Here is an 18,891-nt window from a genome sequence, read left to right as displayed (position 1 = left end):
CTCCGTCCCCCAAATAAAAAGGGACAGAGTTCACTTGGAAAGTGATAACTCTGTCCCCATACATGGAGTATTAACTCCGTCCCCAATGTCCCAGTGTTAACTCCTAAACCCCCAGCAACGTCCGATCCGACAACTCCGTCCCCTTCATTTTCCCGAACTCGTTCAGTAAGTCACTCACTGTCAGATGCTTTTTACGTGCACCTTCTTCCTCAAAAATAATCTTACCCTTATCCATCATGAGGATGCGGTTGCCGAGGTCGACGGCTTGCTGCATGTTATGGGTGATCATGATGGTGGTCAGTTGTTCACGCTCGACGATTTCTTTTGTAAGGCGCGTGATGAGTGCGGCTCTTGATGGATCGAGGGCTGCTGTGTGCTCATCAAGCAGGAGCAGGTCCGGCTTTGTAAATGTAGCCATCAGTAGTGACAGCGCCTGGCGTTCGCCTCCTGATAGTAGGCCTACTTTTGCGCGGAGACGATCTTCAAGACCGAGTCCAAGTGTTTCGAGCTGTTCTTTGAAAAATGCTCTGCGTTTCGCTGTCACACCGAGACGCAATGTGCGCGGCTTCACTCTGCTATAGGCAATTGATAGGTTTTCTTCAATTGTCAATGTCGGTGACGTCCCTGCCATCGGGTCCTGGAAGACTCGGCCGATGCGGCGGGCTCGCTTGTATTCAGGGAGTCCGGTGACGTTCTGGTCACTGATCAGCACTTCTCCAAGATCCGGAAACATTTTTCCTGCGATGATGTTGAACAGCGTCGATTTCCCGGCGCCGTTACTGCCGATGATCGTGATAAAATCACCTTTTTTGACATCAAGCGTAATATCGTCAATCGCCACTTTTTCGTCAGGCGTTCCTTCATTAAATACTTTGTAAATATCGGTTAGCTGAAGCATATAACACTATCCTTTCTGCGCGCTGAGTCGTAAGCGGCGCTGTCGTTTTCGAATCGTTTCTTTCTGTTTGGCGATTCCTTTTGGCAGGACGAGTGCGAGAATGACGATGATGGCTGTGATCAGCTTCAGATCTCCCGTCTCCAGAAATTCTACGCGCAGTGCGAGTGCAACGATGATTCGGTAAATGATCGCGCCGACAATGACTGCGAGCGTTGTGCGGATGATGGTCTTTTTACCAAAAATCGCTTCTCCGATGATCACGGATGCAAGACCGATGACGATCATTCCGATGCCGGCATTGACGTCAGCAAACCCGCTATACTGCGCAACCAGTGCGCCTGCAATGGCAACCAGTCCGTTTGAAAGCCCAAGTCCGAATACTTTGTAAAAGTGGATATTTCCTGAAAATGACGTAATCATCAGGTGATTATCGCCGACTGCTCTCAGTGCAAGACCGAACTCTGTTTTTAAAAAGAAATCCAGCATGATTTTTACGATCAGGACGAGTGCGACCATGACGATCATGATCGCCCACGTACCGCCAATGCCCTGGCGGATCCACGTAAACAGGTGGTCCTGAGCGAGCAGCGACACGTTTGGTGCCCCCATAATGCGCAGGTTAATGGAATATAGCGCGATCATCATCAGGATGCCTGATAAAAGTGGATTGATGCCGCCGACTGTATGAAGCAGGCCTGTGATGGTTCCTGCAATAAAACCTGCTGCAAATGCTGCCGCAACAGCCATCAGCGGATTCACCCCATTTACAAGCATGACAGCCGCAACCGCTGCACCGGTGACAAAGCTTCCGTCCACTGTCAGGTCCGGAAAATCAAGAATTCTAAATGAAAGATAGACGCCAAGCGCCATCAGTGCAAACATCAGTCCAACCTCAACTGACGTAAAAATCGACATCCACATACAACTCTTCCTCTCTCCCTTTGATCAAAAAGAGCGAAGCAGCGCGCTCCGCTCATTGCTTTTACTCAGTAAATTCAGCCATTTCTTCCCACTCCGGCTTCACTTCAATGCCCATTTCTTCAGCTGCATCTTTATTAATCATCAGCTTCAGATTGCCTGGATACTGAACCGCCATTTCACCAGGATCAGCGCCTTCAGTTAAAATCTCTACTGCCATCTGACCAGCTTCATAACCGATGTCTTCATATTCAAATCCGTATGCCGCGAACCCGCCGCGTGCAACAGAATCAAGCTCTCCAACAAAAAGCGGAATGTCCTGATCATTTGCAACACCAATCACCGATTCAAGCGCGGACACAACCGTGTTATCCGTGATGATGTAAAATGCATCCACTTTTCCAACAAGCGATTCAGCCGCCTGCTTCACATCAGCAGAAGTCGAAACAGCTGCTTCCTCAACCGTCACATCCGATCCAGCAGCCGCTTTTACCGCATCAACCTGTACAACCGAGTTCGGCTCACCCGCGTTGTACACCATGCCGATTGACTTAACATCAAGTTCATTTGTCATAAATTCAACTGTATTTGAAATCGCATCCGGGTGCATATCCGTCGTACCCGTTGCGTTACCACCCGGCGCTTCCATATCAGCAACCAGATTTGCAGCCAGCGGGTCCGTCACCGATGTAAATACAATCGGAATATCAGCCGTCGCATTCAGCGAACTCAGCGCACTCGGCGTTGAATTTGCGAAAATCAAATCCACACCATCCGCAACAAACTTCTGCGAAATCGACTGACTATTATTCTGATCACCCTGCGCAACCTGATCATCAAATGTCACATCAAGTCCCGCTTCCTCAAACGCACGCTTAAACCCTTCAGTCGCAGCATCCAAAGACGGATGCTCCACAATCTGCGTGACCCCAATCGTATATGAAGCCTCTTCGCCGCCACCCTCAGCCGACGTCTCAGAAGTCTCTCCTCCACAAGCCGCTAATACCATTGCTGCAGACAACGCTGCACCCGACAACCATAACTTTTTCATCTCACTACCCCCTGATATACTTTTACACTTCGACGCTTTTATGCTTTTATGTGTTAAAGTTATTATACATGAATGTTTTGAAAATTCAATAGGGTTTTGAGATTTTTTTGGGGCTGGATATTGGGGACGGAGTTTAAACTCCATTCTGAATGCGAACTCTGTCCCCAAAATATTGGAGTGTTAACTCCGTCCCCAGTGCACAACACCCTATACACAACCCCCAAAAACAAAAAAGCACCGCCTAAGCGATGCTCTCGATCAATCCAACTCATCAACTAACGCATTTACTTCTTCGAGGTGTTGATCAATATTTTCTTTTGTCACGTATACGCCGAAGTCATCAGGGGTGTTCTCTGTGTTGCCGCTGATGGTGTGCGCAATGTGGTCACCTACTTCTGGATAGAAGTGGTGGCCGTCGAAGTAGTTGTAGATGTTGTTGGTGATGCTATTTGGATACATGAAGTTGAAGACGCCGCCGTAGATGTCTACAAGGTCACGCAGCCACTGCTCATAATCGTCCATATGGCCTTCTTCTGCGAGTACTTTAAAAAGTTCTGTTGAGATTGGCGTTGTGTAGACGATATATTCAAGTGACGGATGATCGGTTTTGACGAGTTCCATGATTTCCTTATAACGGCTATAGTATTCATAATTTTCACCGTAAAAGACGTCCCGGAAGCGTTCGATTTTATCGTCTGTATCCTGCTGAACTTCTTCTTCAGACAGCTGTGCAGCATCCGCTGTGTTCTGCCTGTCATAAACGCGTTCAAGTTTTACATCATCAGAAGCGGACATTTCCACATTCTGAACCGTGTAATCAAACACATCGAGTGAAAGCAGGTTTTTATAACGGTAAAAGCGTTCCTCCACTTTGCTGACGTAATTCAGAATTGATTTCGGCTGAGAGGCTTCCTGTTCGCTGGATTTGAAAAAGTCTACGCCCAGGATAACTCTTTCAAGATTCCCATCACTTTCTTCAAGTGCGTAATCAATCATCGTCCGGTATTCCCGCATTGACAGGTTGGAAACAGAATAGTTGAAAACGTCCATTCCTTCAAATTGGTGCGGGTCAACATAGGTGCTGCGGCTGCTTCCAACCAGAATCGTGTCGTAGTTGAAGTCCTGAAAATAGACCTGACTGGTTTTTTGTTCACGTTCGTCAATCACAGTCTGGACGTCGTTCAGTTCATGTTCATGGGCAAAGGTCCACATCGGATCGATGAAAAAGTTGAACGATCCGAAGGCCAGCGTCAGTGCCACCACAATGCTGACCACCGTCATTACAAATTTTTTGTCTGACATAAGAAACCACCTTAAAAGTTGAAATACAGGAATTCACTGACTTTAGTTAACTGAGTAAAACAGAATAATAGAAGTACTGAGACGAATACAACGTTAAATGCAGTCGGTTTCATTTCGTCTTTTAGCTGAATCGAATTTTTAGCAAACAGTGCAATGACTGTTCCTGCAAGGAGCATAAACAATAGATAAAGCAGGTTTTCTTCAAGGTTAAATGCAGCGTATGGCAGGCTTTCCGGCATAAATGCTGCAAGCTGTTCCGGCAGCACAACGCCATTTAACCCGGTCATTGCCTTTAACACCTGAAGCGCCTGGTCGATTGAAATCGCTCGGAAAAATACCCATGTCGCATTCACAAACTGGAATGTAATAAACCATGCAAGTAATTTCGGCATGCTGAATCCTGCCTTTTTCCACATGCGCGCGACAATACTGGCAAGTCCGTGCAGCACACCCCATAAAATAAAGGTCCACCCCGCACCGTGCCAGATCCCGCTGATAAAAAAGATGATGAAAATATTTACATAAGTCATAAACGGTCCTCTTCGGTTTCCACCTAAAGGTATGTAAATATATTTTGTCAGGAAACCTGAAAGCGTGATGTGCCAACGACGCCAGAAATCCTGAATATCCAGTGCCTTATAAGGCGAGTTAAAGTTGATCGGCAGCACAATATTAAATAGCAGCGCCGCACCAATCGCCATATCCGTGTACCCGCTAAAATCGAAGTATAGCTGAAAAGTATACGAAAGCGATGTTACCCAGCTGTCAATAAACGTAAGCGAGTCAGCAGAGCCGTATCCCCTGTTCGCCCAGATCGCAAAATTATCAGCAAGCACCACTTTTTTAAACAACCCGACCGCAAAAATAAACAAGCCGAGACGAATATTTGTAAAGTTTAAACGGTGATTGCGCTTATCAGCAAATTGCGGAATTGTGTCACTATGCTGTACAATCGGTCCCGCAATCAGCTGCGGGAAAAACGTAACAAACAGACTGTAATTCAAAAAACTGTAGCGCTCCGTTTCATAACGATACGAATCTACTAAATAAGCAATCTGCTGAAACGTATAAAAACTGATCGCAAGCGGAAGCAGCAGATTCAAAATTTCAAACTCCGCCCCAATCACAGCATTCAAATTGCCAACCACAAAATCATAATATTTAAAATAACCAAGTAAACAAACGTTAAAAATAATCCCAAGTGTCAGGACCGTTTTACGAAATCTCGTAAACTTTCTTTTAGATAAATAAGTCCCCAGTCCAAAGTTCACAAACAGCGAACTCAGGATCAGCGGCAGATAGGCAGGATTCCACCATCCATAGAAAAAAAGAGAAGCAACAAGCAGCCATCCCTTCGAAAGCTTAAAATTAACCTTATTTAAAATAAAATACAACACAAATACAATTGGAAGAAACAAAAAAATAAACTCAAACGAATTAAATAACAATCAAATTCTCCTCCACTACTTAACGCGTGTGACTAAACCTTCTATATTATAGTATAAATTTTGGAATGGTGGAATGGGGTGGGTGAGATTTCACGAGGGAATGCAGGTGCAACAAAGGGACAGACTTCAAATAGAAAAAAATAATCCTGAATCATTGATTGCAGAAATCTATTAACTCTGTCCCTGTTGTGTCAACTCCGTCCCCAACTATGGAGTGCCAACTCCGTCCCGGCACTCCACCCTACAAATACATCACCTCATCCACCCACCGCCGGCACTCACCAGCCATACGCCGCACAATCCAGCGCTTCGGCAGATCATCGATTGTCTGAAAATCTGCTACGCTGATGTCGCTCAGCAGTTTTTTGAGTGCCTCGTATTGGAGCAGGTTTTCCTGATAGGCGCGCTCGAGTCCATTGAGTCCTTCAGGGTGGTTCAGGTATTTTGTGTAAAAGTCTTCGTAGTGGGTTTCGATCAGCTTTTCGATTTCTCTGTTAGTGCGCTTTTTCATGTCGCTCACGGATTCTGTGCTTGTATCCCCTCTCAGCTTGTCTGCCAGTGATCGTTGGAGTGATTTGGACATTTCCATGTAAAAAACGGTGGATTTCATCAGTTCGTATTGATAATCCAGTTCATTCATATGGACAAATTTTATTCTGCGTACTTTTTCGATGATCTTGTTCATGATGAGCTCAGCTTGATAATCTGCCAGGCGGGCCTGAACCTCTTGTTCGATTAACGGGATCAGCCTCTTCTTTTCATCTTCCATCAGTTGATTATCCGGATTCGTCTGTTGAGGTATCTGTTTTTTAAAAAACTTCATCAGATTTTCTCTCCTTATGAAAAAAAGCTGCAATCGCAGCTTTTTAATAGAAACGCTTAACACTTTCGAATTTAGACTTCCAGTACGAGTTTTCAAGACTTGAGATCATGACGCCGTTATCTCCGGCGTGGATAAATTGGTTGTTGCCGATATAGATGCCGGCGTGCGAGATACCGGGTTTATAAGTATTTTCAAAAAAGACAATGTCACCGATTTGCGGAACAGCTACTTCGTATGAGCGCGCGTGCAGTCCTTCTGCATTTACCCTGGCAATGTCAAATCCGGCCTGCTGATAAACGTAGTAAATAAAGCCGCTGCAATCAAAACCCTCAGGAGTTGCGCCTCCCCAGACATATGGCGTGCCTGCAAGTGACACCGCAGTTTCAATAAGGACTTTGACACTTTTAGCACCATCTGAAGTGTGGACCGGCGTTGACACTTTTTCAGGTTGTGAAGGTTGCTTCGGTGCTGACAAATATAATTTTTGACCTGCATAAATGTTGGTTCCTGACAGCTGATTGAAGCTTTTCAGATCAGCAAGGGACATGTTATGTAAAAGCGCGATTTTACTCAGCGTATCGCCCGGCTTTACCGTATATTCCCCTGATGCATCAACATTCTTCACTAGTTTCGCTTCAGCTGATGGTACACTGGCTGCTGCTTTCAGTGAAAGCTGCTGGCCCGCATGGATAATGTGTCCTTTTAACTGGTTGAGATCCATCAGTTTTGACAGGCTGATCCCGTGTTCGATTGCGATTTTTGATAGTGTATCTCCAGGCTTCACAGTATAATTACTACTGGCAGCAGAAGTTGATGTTCGGACAGTGCGGATCTGAACGGAAGAACCACTCACTTTTAACGTCTGACCGGCAAAAATATGATGACCTGTCAGCTGGTTCAGCGTCATCAGGTGACTGACTGTTGTTTTGTGCTTTGCTGCAATCGCAGATAAAGTGTCACCCGGCTTAACTTGATAGATAGACTGCGCTGGTGCTGTGTTCACTGCATTTACAGATGCCGTCTTTCCAACCTTCAGCACCTGGTTTGCGTAAATGACGTCGGACTGTAGCTGATTCATTTTCTTCAATTCATCCAGAGTTAAATTGTACTTATTCGCTATTTTCCACAATGATTCCCCACTGCCAACCTTATGGGTGTTGGCCTCTGTTTCATTCTCCGCACTAAATGCTGCCACTGCAGCTGACGCGATTAACGTATATACAAGCTTTTTCAATCCCACACGCTCCTCTGCCAATTCATCTGATAAAATTGTTACAAGCTCTATTAAGAGTGGACAATTCTCCTGCGGCAAGCATTCATCCTCTATTATAAAAGACAGAATATTTATATATATTTAATCCTATTTTAAACGCAAAAGACTCATTTGAATGTTACAAAAGTATTACAAAAATAGCTTTTCAGTTTGGGGACGGAGTTTGCACTTCGGGGACAGAGTTGAATTAATGGATTTTGTACACATGATCCTCACAATGCTATAATGCCAATAAGATATATTTTACCAATTTACTGGAGGTCAAAGAATCAATGGTCACAGGAGAATTTTTTCCGATATTTTTATTTATGTTTAACCTTTTCGCAATCTGGTTCGTCATCTGGTTTGCTACGTCAGTGGTCAAGTATCAGAAGGAACAGATTCAGATTTTAAAAGAAATTGCCGGGCGCCTTGAAAAAAGTGACTTTAAAGAACGAAAATAACAATCATGAATATTCTTTGTCTAATACTCTCTTTTTAATACACGCAACTTCATACATACTATAATAGGGTATATCATTAAGTTGAAGGAGTGCTGACAGAATGAAATTCAAATCGTTATGTTTAGCCATATTTGCTGCGTTTCTATTAGCAGCCTGCAGCAGTGATTCTGAGAGTCAGGGCCAAGCGGGTGCAGATGAAGCAACTAACATCAGGGAACTGGTCCAGGATTTCAGCACGAGGGAAGTCAGTGCTGAACAGGCTTCTATTACCGGTGAAACGTTGACCATCACAGAAGAAGATGGCAGTGAACAGACACACGACATCACTAGCGAAGATTTCTTTGTCTCAATCGCCCCCTATGTAGATCAAACCCACGCATGTACTTATCACAGCTTAACCGGCTGTCAGGGCGAAATGGTGGAGGAAACATTTGACGTTTATATAGAAGATTCAGAGGGCAACGTGATCATCGACGAGTCCATGACCACATTTAAAAATGGCTTTATCGACCTCTGGCTGCCTCGTGACGAAACGTACCAGCTTACAATTGAGCATGACGGGCTCGTTACAGAATCAGAAATATCAACATTTGAAAATGACCCTACCTGTATAACAACGATGCAGCTTGGGTGAATGGGTGAGCCAGGGTGAGCCTTGGCTTATTGTATAGGTGCAGTGTGGAGTTTTGGGACGGAGTTTGCACTGCACAGCTTTGGGACGGAGTTTGCACTTCGGGGACAGAGATGAAAATGAATTGATCAAAGTCTGTCCCTTGACTGTTCAAATTATAATAGCTTAAACTCCGTCCCCAAATTATAAAGGCAGGTGCAGCTCATGAAATGGATCCTTTTTATATGCAGTGCAGTGGTTGCCATCATTTTTTATATTGTTAATCAAATGACGGTCTCCCCGGGCACAAGTTCAGGAAATGGGAATCCCGCGATGCTTGTTGGGTGGGTGCTTATCCCTGTTTTGATCATGATGGTGCTGACATGGCTAAAAGTGATTCGGATGCGGGCTTTGAGTAAAAAGTTTACGATCGCAGGTATTTCGTTCATTGCACTTCATCTTATAGTGGGCATAATTTATCAACGCATTGCTTTGGACGGTTACCGCAATGTGATTCGGAAGGCATTGATTGAGCGGGATGGAACGGTAGATGAATCCTATCTTACCTCGATTACATCGGGACTGACGATTCATGTAAACAGCCAGTACTTTAATGTAAATACATATTTGATGTTTATCACCGCTTCACTTTTGATCGCGCTGGTTTGGCATGTGTGGGACCTTATAGATAAAGGTAAAGAAATCTAATCAATACTCAACCTCCTTTTCCTAAAATTTCTAATTTATGTTACAATGCGTATAGGAATCACCGACGTATTAATCAGCCATTTGAATACTTTTGAGGAGTGGGGAAATGAAAAAGATCAGCGCACTATTATGTACACTCGTTTTATCATTCACACTTTTACCTTCTGCTGCTTTTGCCGATTCGCATGACGAGGAGAATTTTGGGCATGAGCCATTTATCAGCGGCTACACTGACGGGACTTTTAAGCCTGACCGTTATATCCAGCGTGAGCAGTTTGCAATTATGCTTGCCAAAAGCCTCGGTCTTTCGATTGAACCGCGGGACACAATTTATAAAGACGTGACAGCTGACGATTATGCGTCCGGCGCGATTGCTTCTTTATATGAAGAAGAGATTATGTTCGGGAAAACGTCCGGTCATTTTTATCCATCACAATGGATCGACCGCGCACAGGTTGCAGCAATTGTTGACCGCTGGGTGAAGATGCAGTGCGAAGCAGACTCTGACAGCTACGGCTTTTGTGACAATACTTACAAACCATCCTACTTGGACATCCCTTTCTATCACTGGGCAAAAAAACAGATTGAAAGCCCGGAAGCCTATGGCATCATGGAAGGCTACAATGACGGCACTTTCAGACCCGAAGAATATATTAAGCGCGATCAGGCAGCCAAAGTACTCAACAGACTATTTGACCGCGAACCACATGTCGAAGGACTGACCGTGCCATTTATTGACGTACCTGAAGACCACTGGGCGTATGATGAGATTGCAGAAGCAGCGGTTAGGCATTGATTAATATTGGATTTAAGCCAGGGGGAATTGATCCCTGGCTTTTTTGTGTACGTGTGCATGCTGGCGGTCTCACCGCACGTAAATCCTTCCAAGTGCAACAAAAAAAGCCGTGAACCACACGTAAAAATCGTGCGCGGCTCACGGCCAGCGGATGAGCGAAGTCTGGGTCAGACCCAAACTTCACTTTTATTTCCATATTGTGTAATTCAGTCCGCGCTCCTCTATTATTCTGATCGAACCCGTTACAGTTGTTTTTGTGAAGCGGTCGCCCAGTGTGTCAAAGATTGCTGGCGGCAGATCATCTTCTGTTGCGCTCCATGAAAAGAATGCATCTTTAGGATTGACCCCATCGATAAATTCCTGTGAACCTGCGTTGTAGCCGAAGTTATCTGAAAGGATCATAACGTCTGCTTCGAGGTTTCGATCGGATGCAAGAAGTTCCGCTTCTGTTTCAGGACCTGCATCACTCATTAAAAGAAAATCATTTTTATAACGGTTAATGTTGAGTACAATGGTTCCTTCATCAATATTTTCGGATTGGTCGTCTGTATGAAGGACTTCAACTGTTGTTGCGTCCCAGGCAGAGTAATTGTCCCCTACTTCGGCTTTTTGATATACAGCGTCTGAGTTTTCAAGTGCTTCCTGGTATGCAGTATATTCAGGCGTATCGACCTGCTGACCATTGTCAATGACGCGTTTCACATCATAGTTTTCAAGCACGTATGCAGCATTGCCAATGTGATCGGGATCCGGATGTGTTAATAAAAGTGTATCGATATTCCCTTTAAAATAAAGCAGGTCATCAAGTGCCGACTGAAGTAGTTCAGGGTCGCTGCCTGTGTCAACCAGAAGTGTTTCGTCATTAGGATAAGTGAATAATATGGCATCACTAGTACCAACATCAAGTATTTCAACGATCTGACCGTAGTGGGACACTGCGAATACTTCAGGAAAATCAGCACGTGCCATCATCGCTGAAAATTCTCCGCGCTTGAGCGGCTGGTTTGGTCTGAATTCGTAAGTGTAACCACCTACATTATATCCTTGTGTAATATAGTTTTGTGAGATTTTACTGATTGCCTCATAAGCAGCCATATTTTCAGAGATGTCTACAAACTCAACATTATGATTATTTAATAATTCCAGTTCATAAGTACGTGCAAGAAGAATCGCCATATCCCCCCGCGAAACCAATTTACCTGGTTTGTATGTGCCGTCCGGATACCCTGCAATAATCCCATTTTCAACTGCTTCTGCAATATAACCGCTTGCTACACTTGAACTGTCAACATCACTAAATGTTGTTCCCTGCTTCTCACCATCATAGCCCAGCTTTTTACCCAGCATAATCGCTGCCTGGGCACGTGTAATGGCTGTTTCAGGTCTAAATGTACCATCAGGAAAACCATTGATGATTCCTTTATCAAATAAATATTCTACCTCATTATAAAATCCATAATTCTCCTTAACGTCGTCAAACAATTCCTCTGCTGCTGCAGGTTGGACTCCCATTGATAAACATAAAGTAACTGCAGCTGCTGATATGTATTTCTTCATAAAAAGTTATCCCCCTAAAAAATATTTATTACTTGAGTTAAACATGTAATTATACCCAAAAATATTTCACAAAAGAAATATTAGTAATATAAATGTAATATTAACACCATTTTTTGATAAATTAAACCCATTTTTATAATTTAATGGAAAATTATTTTTCATGCAGTAAGGGTCAGACCCTTACTGCGCTATGCCCCGAACTTTTTTCCACTCAACCTCATTGACCAGCCATCACAAAAAACAACTCGCCATCCATACTTTTGAACTCAGCATAATAATCCACATCATCAAAAGTGAAGTTCGCTGTATACAGGTCACCAAGAATTTGTGTTTCGACCTCTTTGATCTCAATGTCCTGACCTGTTGCTGCTTCCAGATCTTCTACTGTTACATTCCCATTACCCATCAGCATCACTTTTTTAATTAACTTTGTATCTTTGCGGTGTAAAAGAATGAATTCCTCATAGTTCAGCATCGGGCTGCCGGCGAAATATCCAACTTCGCCTTCCCCTGCTTTTTCAAAGACAGTATCAACCGAATCACCAGGCACCACACCTGATTCGAAATAAGATGAGAATAAAGCAGTGAACGCAGGATCATCAGTTAAAGGAAGTCCGTTAAATAAATTGAACACACTTTCATCAAGGACAAGTTGATCTTCCTGGAGCGACAGAACCTCGTCATTTATAGATTCGTCTTCAAACAAAACGGATAATTCACCTTCAGTCGTTTGATATTCCAATGAACTCTCACCTGAGTCAATTCCTTCATATCTATAAGCCTCAATCACTTCAAAACCATTTCCGCGCTCAGTATATCGAAGCAGTCTTAAAGAACTGTTATCAGTTTCATTATCCCCTTCATATGCCGTTTCGACCGCTGCCATCTGACCGACCGTTTCATTTCCCATCACTCCACTGAAACCAGTTGCCACAGCTTCAACTTCATACGCAGATCTCCACTGATCTGCTTCCTCATCAAAAACTCCTACGGCTAAATGAGTGCCAGTGCCAAGTACCAATTCATCTATGCCATCTTTATTAAAATCAACCACTTCTTCAAATACAACCGTTTCATCAGCTGTTAAATTTTTATACCACTCAGATTCAAAAGGTGAAGATGCCGGTCCTGCTTCAGTTACAGCAGGCGTTTCCTCCTTTTCAGCTGCCTGAACCTCACCAGCTTCTCCAGTTTCATTCTTAACCTCATTAGACTGTTTTGCCTCTTCATCCGAACATGCCGCAAGCGCCATCGCTGCTGTCATCACCATTATGTACTTTTTCATCTTAAATTCCTCCTGTAAATTCTCATGATGTATTTTTGATAAATAAAACCATAACTATAAAATGTTACTAATAAGACGTCTCAAGTAAGTAGACGTAACATTACTGTAATAGTTACAACATATTCGAAAAAAAAGAGGAAGTTTTTTGGGATTTATTTTTAGTGGGGATTTTGCTTTGGAAATGCTGCTTAGATGACAGGTGAGGATGGTCGACAAAACGAAATGCAACATACATCTCCTGAGACGCACGCAAATTCGCTGAAATGCAACAAAAAAGCCGTAAACCGCACGTAAATCACATGTGGCTCACGACCTGTACTAGACCTACTTCTCATTCAATTACAAACTCTGTAGCCATCATCTGTCTTTCGCCCCCCTCATCTCCAGCAATACTTACACTTTTAACAATACGATATTCCCCTTCTTTCAACTCACCATAAAAACCTTCCCACTCAACTTCCCACTCACTAGACTCGTTTGGAGCCAGGTCATATGCGATCGCATCAAATGCATTTGCATCTTTATAAACCTGATAAGCCTGATACCATTTACCGTCTTTATTTACTTCCAACGCATAATCTGCACCGTACCCCAGCTCTTATCAGTCATGTTTTCTATCACAACAGTCAGTCCAGTCGAAGTCACCGTACTATCCTTTACAGACATGTTGATTCCTTCTATTATATTAACTGTTTGATTTGGTGAAGGTTCCAGGTCATCAGCCAGTGTAAGTAATAACCAGTACACAGCAAAGAGAAAGATCAGGATTGCAATGATAATATAAAGTGTTTGCTATTTTTCATGTCCTTGCCTCCCTATACTTTAATCGTATGTGGCCGAGCAAGATCTGTCCCGACCTTCAGAACTTCACTGTCTTTACCATGATACCTCTTCAAAATCCGTCCCGGACAGGTACCCCTCTTCGCGAATCTGACTCTGCATATCCTGATACAATTGAGAAAAAGCCTCTGCGTCTTTCATATTTTCTGCTTTTAAATAGATAGAATAAACAAGACTCAAATCTTTTAACGCATCAAAGTTTTCCTGTGTCCGGCTTTCATTTATGTATAAAACAAAGTAGCGATCAAGCTCCTGAAGTGCTTTTGCAGGATCATTGTCGATCGAATACTGGTCAGGCATAAATTGACCAAGCGCTCTCATCTGACCAATCGCCTCTATAAGAATTTGCTCCGCATCATTCACGGTTTCATCCGCATCTTCCATCGAATCCTCATTTTGCATCATATCTGCCACAATCGCGACACTGCCTTCAATGTTCCCCAAAACATCCTCTGCCGCCTGCCGCTGCTGTTCTGCCTGCATCAGATGAATACCAACGCTGAAACACAATAATACAACAAACACGACTGTCCACCATTCAGGTTTTTTCGTTTTTGCCACTGATGTTACCTCCTCTCTGCTGTAGTGACTGAAGTCTGGGTCAGACCCATACTTCAGTCACTACTCCACAACCCCATCCTCCACCAACCGGCTCTTCTCATCAAGAGAAAATCCGCCCGGCGTCCATTCTTCCAGTACACCGTAACCGCCAATCAGTTCTCCGTCAATTTCATAAATGACTACCCGGATTTGATCTCCGGTTGTCTGCTCTTCTTCAAGCAAATAAGTATAAGTATCCGCTTCTGTCCCGTTCTGGTTATATTCAGCCAGGTCAAGTCCGTACCCCTGCAGCTGTTCAAGCAGTTCGGGATACAGATAGATTTCCTCTGTTTCCATAGACAGCTGCTCTGATGGCGTCCATCCTTTTTCGGACAAATATGCTTTGTGGTCCTCATTGATCGGTTCAGGTGTTGCCGCTTCTGTGCAGCCAGCGAGCAGTAATGTGAAAATCAGCGGTTTCCATGCTTTTTTCATTGTGCACCTCTTTTCTGTGAAGATGAGCATTAGGTCAAGAAATAAAAAGGAATCTTTTCCATTTTCTCACCTATTGTTAAATAGACGTTAGAAAAAGGAAAAAGTTCCATATTAAGATGGGCGGTGAAGTCTGGATCTGTCTCAAACTTCGCCATCACTGGCGCCTGATCAAAAAATAACATAGTGAAACAAAAAAACTAAAACAATATAAAACCAAATCGACCGCCACCAAATTTCTTTAAAGCTTGTCCAAAAGCTCAATCCACCTTCATCTGGAGGCAGGAGTGAGTATATTGAAACTTCTATATATAGCAGGAAGCTGAAAAAGATGATGAAAATCATATGCAGGATAAGGATCCAGTATTTTTCGATCATGATAGGTTCTTATGTATGTTTTCTAGAGCGAAGTCTGGGTCTGACCCAGACTTCACTCACTCATACCCACCAGGCCGTCTCTGATGCCACTGCCACGCATCAGCGATAATCTTCTCAAGCGTATCAAACTGAGGCTGCCACCCCAGCACGCTTTTTGCTTTATCAGATGATGCAATTAACACTGCCGGATCACCCGCTCTTCTCTCTTTCACTTCAGCCGGGATAGGGTGGTTCGTTACTTTTTTGGCGACATCAATGACCTGCTTAACTGAGTAGCCGTTCCCATTTCCAAGGTTAAATACGTCGCTCGGCTGATCTTTTCTCAAATATTCAAGCGCTAAATGATGGGCAGATGCCAAATCCATTACGTGAATGTAATCCCTCACACAGGTTCCGTCCTCTGTCGGGTAATCATCGCCAAACATATATATCTGATCACGTTTGCCAAGCGGCACCTGTAAAATCAAAGGAATCAGGTGCGTTTCCGGATCATGATCCTCACCGATCTCCCCGCTTTCGTGTGCCCCAGCAGCGTTGAAATATCTCAGCGACACGTATTTAATCCCGTAGCCACGGTCAAACCACTTCATCATTTTTTCCATCGCTAACTTCGTTTCACCATATGTATTCTCCGGGCTCGTCTCATCGCTTTCTAAAATCGGAATGCTTTTCGGCTCCCCATAGGTAGCAGCCGTTGAAGAAAATACGATTTTTTTAACATGGTTATTTTTCATCACTTCTAACAGACACATCATCCCAAACACATTATTGTGATAGTATTCGTATGGCTTTTCCATACTTTCACCCACTAATGAATTTGCAGCAAAATGGATCACAGCTTCGACCTGATGCGTTTTGAAAACCTTATCTAAAGCCACTTGATCTCTAAGATCAATCTCATAAAAATGTTCTGCACTAACCGACTCCCTGTGCCCGCTCTGCAGATTATCAACAACAACTACATCCTCATGATGATCAATAAAATGCCTGACTGTATGAGACCCGATATAGCCGGCGCCTCCAGTAATTAAAATGGACATGGTGATGACCTCCTTTTTTTATAATTTACCATATTGGGTGGGCTGGGACGAGTGGATTGGAGAGCGAGCGAAGTCTGGGTCTGACCCAGACTTCGCTCTCAAACCTTCCACACGATCGTCATCGGCACCCTATAACCCTTGCTAGTTGTCCAGCATTAAACTGGTTTTTCAACTCATGTATGATCTGGTTTCTTTCTTGTACTGGAAGGTGTTTGATTTGAGAGATATTAATTGACGGGTAGTGCTCCTGGATGAGGGCAAGTGCCTGTGTGTCAGTGAGGACGGGTTTTACGCTGATTTTTTTCTGAGGTAAATCGTAGACTGTCTCTGTGTATTCAGCAAATTGTCGAATGGCTTTTTGTGGATCTGGAGAGAAGTATTTGAGTACACCTTTTGTGTCGGTGAGTCTGGGGTATAAAGCACGTTGCTTGTAGTACGCGCGGCAACTGCTCCATTTATAACCAGCTGGATGAGAGGTCATGTGGCTTCTGACGGGGTTTTGGTGAATGTATCTGATGACGTTATGAAGCTTTGAAATCGTATTAACCGGATCGCTGTAAAACCTTCCCTGGTAAATGTGGCCGCTACCGTTATGCTTCTTGTTCATATAAATGCTGTAGCTGCCATTAATACGCTGCATGATTTTCGAGATCGATATATTCTTCTCCCGAACAACCAAATGAATATGATTATCCATCAGGCACCAGGCATACACATCAAAACCACATTCATCCTTCACTTTCAAGATCTTTTTCAACAAAAAATAGCGGTCAGCATCTTCATAAAAAATCAGCTGGTGATTGTTGCCTCTGACCGTAACATGATAAATACCGCTTCGACTCTTCTGACGGGGCTGTCTTGGCATGGGGGAAGCTCCTTTCGGGGAATAGTAGTGAGTGAAGTCTGGGTCAGACCCTTGTTCTCTCATAGATAATATGACGCGTAATATCTATAAAGTCAAATTATTCCGATCATTATATTTAGGGATCAATTTGGGGATGGAGCGAAGTCTGGGTCAGACCCAGACTTCGCTCTCCCCTATCCCTAAAACTCAATCTTCATCACTTCACCCATCAGCTTCGGTAGGTCTGTATTATCTAAAAGACCTGAGAATTTGTGCGCCTGGGCGCCGTATGCGTAGACCGGGACGTCAACACCTGTGTGAGCTGAGGTTGTCCAGCCGACCATGGCGCGGTCGCTGATGATTTCATTGATGGTCATTGTTGCGTTGTCAGCTTCTGCGATGACAGCTGCTTCTTCTTCAGTCAGTTCTATATCAGCGTATTCTTTTAACACTTCAGCTGCATTTGAACGGTCTTCGTTCAGTTCTGCAGCCATTTTGTTACCGGTTGCTTTCACATCGTGAAGGACATCGATGTTCAGGTCATACACACCATTTGAGCCGACTGACATACCGCCTGTTTCGTGGTCACCTGCAACGACAACAAGTGTGTTTTTGTCTTTTTTCGCATACTCAATTGCTGCTGCTACAGCTTCGTCAAATGCCTTCGTGTCGTTCATTGCCCATGTTGCATCATGTGCGTGGCCGGCCCAGTCAATCTGGGATCCTTCGACCATGAGGAAAAATCCGTCTTTATCCTGCTCAAGCGCGTCGATCGCTGCACCTGTCATGTCTGCAAGACTCGGCTGATCAGTTTCCCCGCGCTCAAGTTCAGGTGCCATTGCATCATCAGCAAACAGTCCGAGTAATTTACCGCTTTTAGCTGAAGTGAGTTCTTCTAAATTAGTTACATACTCATAGCCGTCTGATTCTGCTGATTCAATCAGGTTCAGCTCAGGCTGCTTTCCGCCATCTGATGCCGGCAGGAAGTAATCGCGCCCGCCTCCAAGGATCACGTCCACATCATTTTCAAAATACTGCGGTGCAATCAGTGCTTGATCACCGCGCGACTCAACGCTTGAGCCAAATACAGCCGGTGTTGCGTGTGTGATTGTTGACGTCGCCACAAGCCCAGTTGACTTTCCGGCCACTTCAGCCGCATCTAAAATTGAATCCACCTGCTCACCATCCGGCGTGACACCGACCATGCCATTATTCGTTTTCACACCAGTCGCCATCGCAGTTCCCGCTGCAGCAGAATCCGTTACCTCAGTATCCGCTGAATACGTCTGCATCAGCCCTTTTACAAGAGGATCAAAAGAAGACTCTTCCCCTTTAAACCAGCGATAGTTCGTTGCATAACTCGCATTGTAACCATCCGGAATCATATAAATGACATTATGTACTTTTCCATTCCCCTGACCAGCCCAGTCCGGTTTGCCGGAAGCAGTCGACTCCCCATCCTGAGTGCCAATCGCAATCCCTGATAAAACAAGTCCTCCTGAAAGCGCAAGTAAAGCTGTCTTCTTCAACATATGCCTGTCTCCCTTCAAAATAGCTTACGGAGAGAAGGTTATCAGAGGAATGTAAATAGGGCGTTACAGGATTGTAAATGATGGAAAAAATAAAACTATCATACTTTTTATTG

The 18,891-nt window shown here is 44.0% G+C and carries 19 protein-coding genes; 4 read left to right on the top strand and 15 right to left on the bottom strand.

What is annotated here, in order from left to right:
* Window positions 1-103: 103 nt before the first annotated feature.
* The 7 genes from ACH6CZ_RS09580 to ACH6CZ_RS09550 all read right to left on the bottom strand — a co-directional run bounded on the left by ACH6CZ_RS09580 (window position 104) and on the right by ACH6CZ_RS09550 (window position 7,752).
* The gene (locus ACH6CZ_RS09580) at window positions 104-898 is read right to left on the bottom strand and encodes an ABC transporter ATP-binding protein (RefSeq protein WP_374097207.1); all 795 of its coding nucleotides are present in this window, start codon (window positions 896-898) and stop codon (window positions 104-106) included.
* A gap of 6 nt (window positions 899-904) precedes the next feature.
* Window positions 905-1,819 carry an ABC transporter permease gene (locus ACH6CZ_RS09575; protein ID WP_374097206.1) on the bottom strand — a complete coding sequence of 305 codons (915 nt, stop codon included), beginning with the start codon at window positions 1,817-1,819 and terminating at the stop codon, window positions 905-907.
* Window positions 1,820-1,880: 61 nt separating this feature from the next.
* Window positions 1,881-2,867, bottom strand: a complete 987-nt coding sequence (locus ACH6CZ_RS09570; RefSeq protein ID WP_374097205.1) for an ABC transporter substrate-binding protein — start codon at window positions 2,865-2,867, stop codon at window positions 1,881-1,883.
* Between the two features lie 258 nt (window positions 2,868-3,125).
* Complete coding sequence (locus ACH6CZ_RS09565; protein ID WP_374097204.1) at window positions 3,126-4,169, bottom strand: hypothetical protein; 1,044 nt, start codon at window positions 4,167-4,169, stop codon at window positions 3,126-3,128.
* An 11-nt stretch (window positions 4,170-4,180) separates the two neighbouring features.
* The gene (locus ACH6CZ_RS09560; RefSeq protein ID WP_374097203.1) at window positions 4,181-5,617 is read right to left on the bottom strand and encodes an MBOAT family O-acyltransferase; all 1,437 of its coding nucleotides are present in this window, start codon (window positions 5,615-5,617) and stop codon (window positions 4,181-4,183) included.
* A 241-nt stretch (window positions 5,618-5,858) separates the two neighbouring features.
* A complete protein-coding gene (locus tag ACH6CZ_RS09555) occupies window positions 5,859-6,440 on the bottom strand; it encodes a hypothetical protein (RefSeq protein ID WP_374097202.1) in 582 nt (193 codons plus the stop codon).
* Window positions 6,441-6,483: 43 nt separating this feature from the next.
* On the bottom strand, window positions 6,484-7,752 hold the full coding sequence (locus ACH6CZ_RS09550) for a C40 family peptidase (RefSeq protein WP_374097201.1): 1,269 nt from the start codon (window positions 7,750-7,752) through the stop codon (window positions 6,484-6,486).
* 233 nt (window positions 7,753-7,985) lie between these two features.
* On the opposite strand from ACH6CZ_RS09550, the gene ACH6CZ_RS09545 reads away from it, so the two are divergent.
* The 4 genes from ACH6CZ_RS09545 (at window position 7,986) to ACH6CZ_RS09530 (ending at window position 10,270) form a co-directional block, all read left to right on the top strand.
* Window positions 7,986-8,156: a hypothetical protein gene (locus ACH6CZ_RS09545; RefSeq protein ID WP_374097200.1), complete on the top strand. Its 171-nt coding sequence runs from the start codon at window positions 7,986-7,988 to the stop codon at window positions 8,154-8,156.
* Window positions 8,157-8,256: 100 nt separating this feature from the next.
* Window positions 8,257-8,790 (top strand): CueP family metal-binding protein, encoded by a 534-nt coding sequence (locus ACH6CZ_RS09540; RefSeq protein WP_374097199.1) that lies wholly within the window; start codon window positions 8,257-8,259, stop codon window positions 8,788-8,790.
* A 201-nt stretch (window positions 8,791-8,991) separates the two neighbouring features.
* Window positions 8,992-9,474, top strand: coding sequence for a hypothetical protein (locus ACH6CZ_RS09535; protein WP_374097198.1), 483 nt, complete (start codon window positions 8,992-8,994; stop codon window positions 9,472-9,474).
* Window positions 9,475-9,580: 106 nt separating this feature from the next.
* A complete protein-coding gene (locus tag ACH6CZ_RS09530; protein ID WP_374097197.1) occupies window positions 9,581-10,270 on the top strand; it encodes an S-layer homology domain-containing protein in 690 nt (229 codons plus the stop codon).
* A 186-nt stretch (window positions 10,271-10,456) separates the two neighbouring features.
* On the opposite strand, the gene ACH6CZ_RS09525 is transcribed toward ACH6CZ_RS09530, so the two are convergent.
* From ACH6CZ_RS09525 to ACH6CZ_RS09490, 8 genes are all read right to left on the bottom strand, one after another.
* A complete protein-coding gene (locus ACH6CZ_RS09525) occupies window positions 10,457-11,827 on the bottom strand; it encodes an S-layer homology domain-containing protein (RefSeq protein ID WP_374097196.1) in 1,371 nt (456 codons plus the stop codon).
* 217 nt (window positions 11,828-12,044) lie between these two features.
* Window positions 12,045-13,112, bottom strand: coding sequence for a hypothetical protein (locus ACH6CZ_RS09520; RefSeq protein ID WP_374097195.1), 1,068 nt, complete (start codon window positions 13,110-13,112; stop codon window positions 12,045-12,047).
* A gap of 331 nt (window positions 13,113-13,443) precedes the next feature.
* Window positions 13,444-13,683: an immunoglobulin-like domain-containing protein gene (locus ACH6CZ_RS09515; RefSeq protein WP_374097194.1), complete on the bottom strand. Its 240-nt coding sequence runs from the start codon at window positions 13,681-13,683 to the stop codon at window positions 13,444-13,446.
* Window positions 13,684-13,988: 305 nt separating this feature from the next.
* Complete coding sequence (locus ACH6CZ_RS09510) at window positions 13,989-14,513, bottom strand: hypothetical protein (protein ID WP_374097193.1); 525 nt, start codon at window positions 14,511-14,513, stop codon at window positions 13,989-13,991.
* A gap of 60 nt (window positions 14,514-14,573) precedes the next feature.
* Window positions 14,574-14,987 carry a DUF4830 domain-containing protein gene (locus ACH6CZ_RS09505; RefSeq protein ID WP_374097192.1) on the bottom strand — a complete coding sequence of 138 codons (414 nt, stop codon included), beginning with the start codon at window positions 14,985-14,987 and terminating at the stop codon, window positions 14,574-14,576.
* 431 nt (window positions 14,988-15,418) lie between these two features.
* Complete coding sequence (gene galE, locus ACH6CZ_RS09500) at window positions 15,419-16,402, bottom strand: UDP-glucose 4-epimerase GalE (protein WP_374097191.1); 984 nt, start codon at window positions 16,400-16,402, stop codon at window positions 15,419-15,421.
* Between the two features lie 118 nt (window positions 16,403-16,520).
* The gene (locus ACH6CZ_RS09495) at window positions 16,521-17,267 is read right to left on the bottom strand and encodes an REP-associated tyrosine transposase (RefSeq protein WP_374097190.1); all 747 of its coding nucleotides are present in this window, start codon (window positions 17,265-17,267) and stop codon (window positions 16,521-16,523) included.
* A gap of 179 nt (window positions 17,268-17,446) precedes the next feature.
* On the bottom strand, window positions 17,447-18,778 hold the full coding sequence (locus tag ACH6CZ_RS09490) for an alkaline phosphatase (protein ID WP_374097189.1): 1,332 nt from the start codon (window positions 18,776-18,778) through the stop codon (window positions 17,447-17,449).
* Between the last annotated feature and the right edge of the window lie 113 nt (window positions 18,779-18,891).

The organism is Jeotgalibacillus sp. JSM ZJ347 (genome assembly GCF_044383825.1).
Taxonomy (GTDB): domain Bacteria; phylum Bacillota; class Bacilli; order Bacillales; family Jeotgalibacillaceae; genus Jeotgalibacillus.
Note: the sequence above shows the minus strand (reverse complement) of the source record. Positions and strands in the feature narration are given on the sequence as shown.

Excerpts from the sequence above, each read along its gene's own strand:
- ACH6CZ_RS09580 (WP_374097207.1), bottom strand. The coding sequence starts at position 898 with ATGCTTCAGCTAACCGATATTTACAAAGTATTTAATGAAGGAACGCCT.
- ACH6CZ_RS09575 (WP_374097206.1), bottom strand. The coding sequence starts at position 1,819 with ATGTGGATGTCGATTTTTACGTCAGTTGAGGTTGGACTGATGTTTGCA.
- ACH6CZ_RS09570 (WP_374097205.1), bottom strand. The coding sequence starts at position 2,867 with ATGAAAAAGTTATGGTTGTCGGGTGCAGCGTTGTCTGCAGCAATGGTA.
- ACH6CZ_RS09565 (WP_374097204.1), bottom strand. The coding sequence starts at position 4,169 with ATGTCAGACAAAAAATTTGTAATGACGGTGGTCAGCATTGTGGTGGCA.
- ACH6CZ_RS09555 (WP_374097202.1), bottom strand. The coding sequence starts at position 6,440 with ATGAAGTTTTTTAAAAAACAGATACCTCAACAGACGAATCCGGATAAT.
- ACH6CZ_RS09545 (WP_374097200.1), top strand. The coding sequence starts at position 7,986 with ATGGTCACAGGAGAATTTTTTCCGATATTTTTATTTATGTTTAACCTT.
- ACH6CZ_RS09540 (WP_374097199.1), top strand. The coding sequence starts at position 8,257 with ATGAAATTCAAATCGTTATGTTTAGCCATATTTGCTGCGTTTCTATTA.
- ACH6CZ_RS09535 (WP_374097198.1), top strand. The coding sequence starts at position 8,992 with ATGAAATGGATCCTTTTTATATGCAGTGCAGTGGTTGCCATCATTTTT.
- ACH6CZ_RS09530 (WP_374097197.1), top strand. The coding sequence starts at position 9,581 with ATGAAAAAGATCAGCGCACTATTATGTACACTCGTTTTATCATTCACA.
- ACH6CZ_RS09525 (WP_374097196.1), bottom strand. The coding sequence starts at position 11,827 with ATGAAGAAATACATATCAGCAGCTGCAGTTACTTTATGTTTATCAATG.
- ACH6CZ_RS09520 (WP_374097195.1), bottom strand. The coding sequence starts at position 13,112 with ATGAAAAAGTACATAATGGTGATGACAGCAGCGATGGCGCTTGCGGCA.
- ACH6CZ_RS09505 (WP_374097192.1), bottom strand. The coding sequence starts at position 14,987 with ATGAAAAAAGCATGGAAACCGCTGATTTTCACATTACTGCTCGCTGGC.
- galE (WP_374097191.1), bottom strand. The coding sequence starts at position 16,402 with ATGTCCATTTTAATTACTGGAGGCGCCGGCTATATCGGGTCTCATACA.
- ACH6CZ_RS09495 (WP_374097190.1), bottom strand. The coding sequence starts at position 17,267 with ATGCCAAGACAGCCCCGTCAGAAGAGTCGAAGCGGTATTTATCATGTT.
- ACH6CZ_RS09490 (WP_374097189.1), bottom strand. The coding sequence starts at position 18,778 with ATGTTGAAGAAGACAGCTTTACTTGCGCTTTCAGGAGGACTTGTTTTA.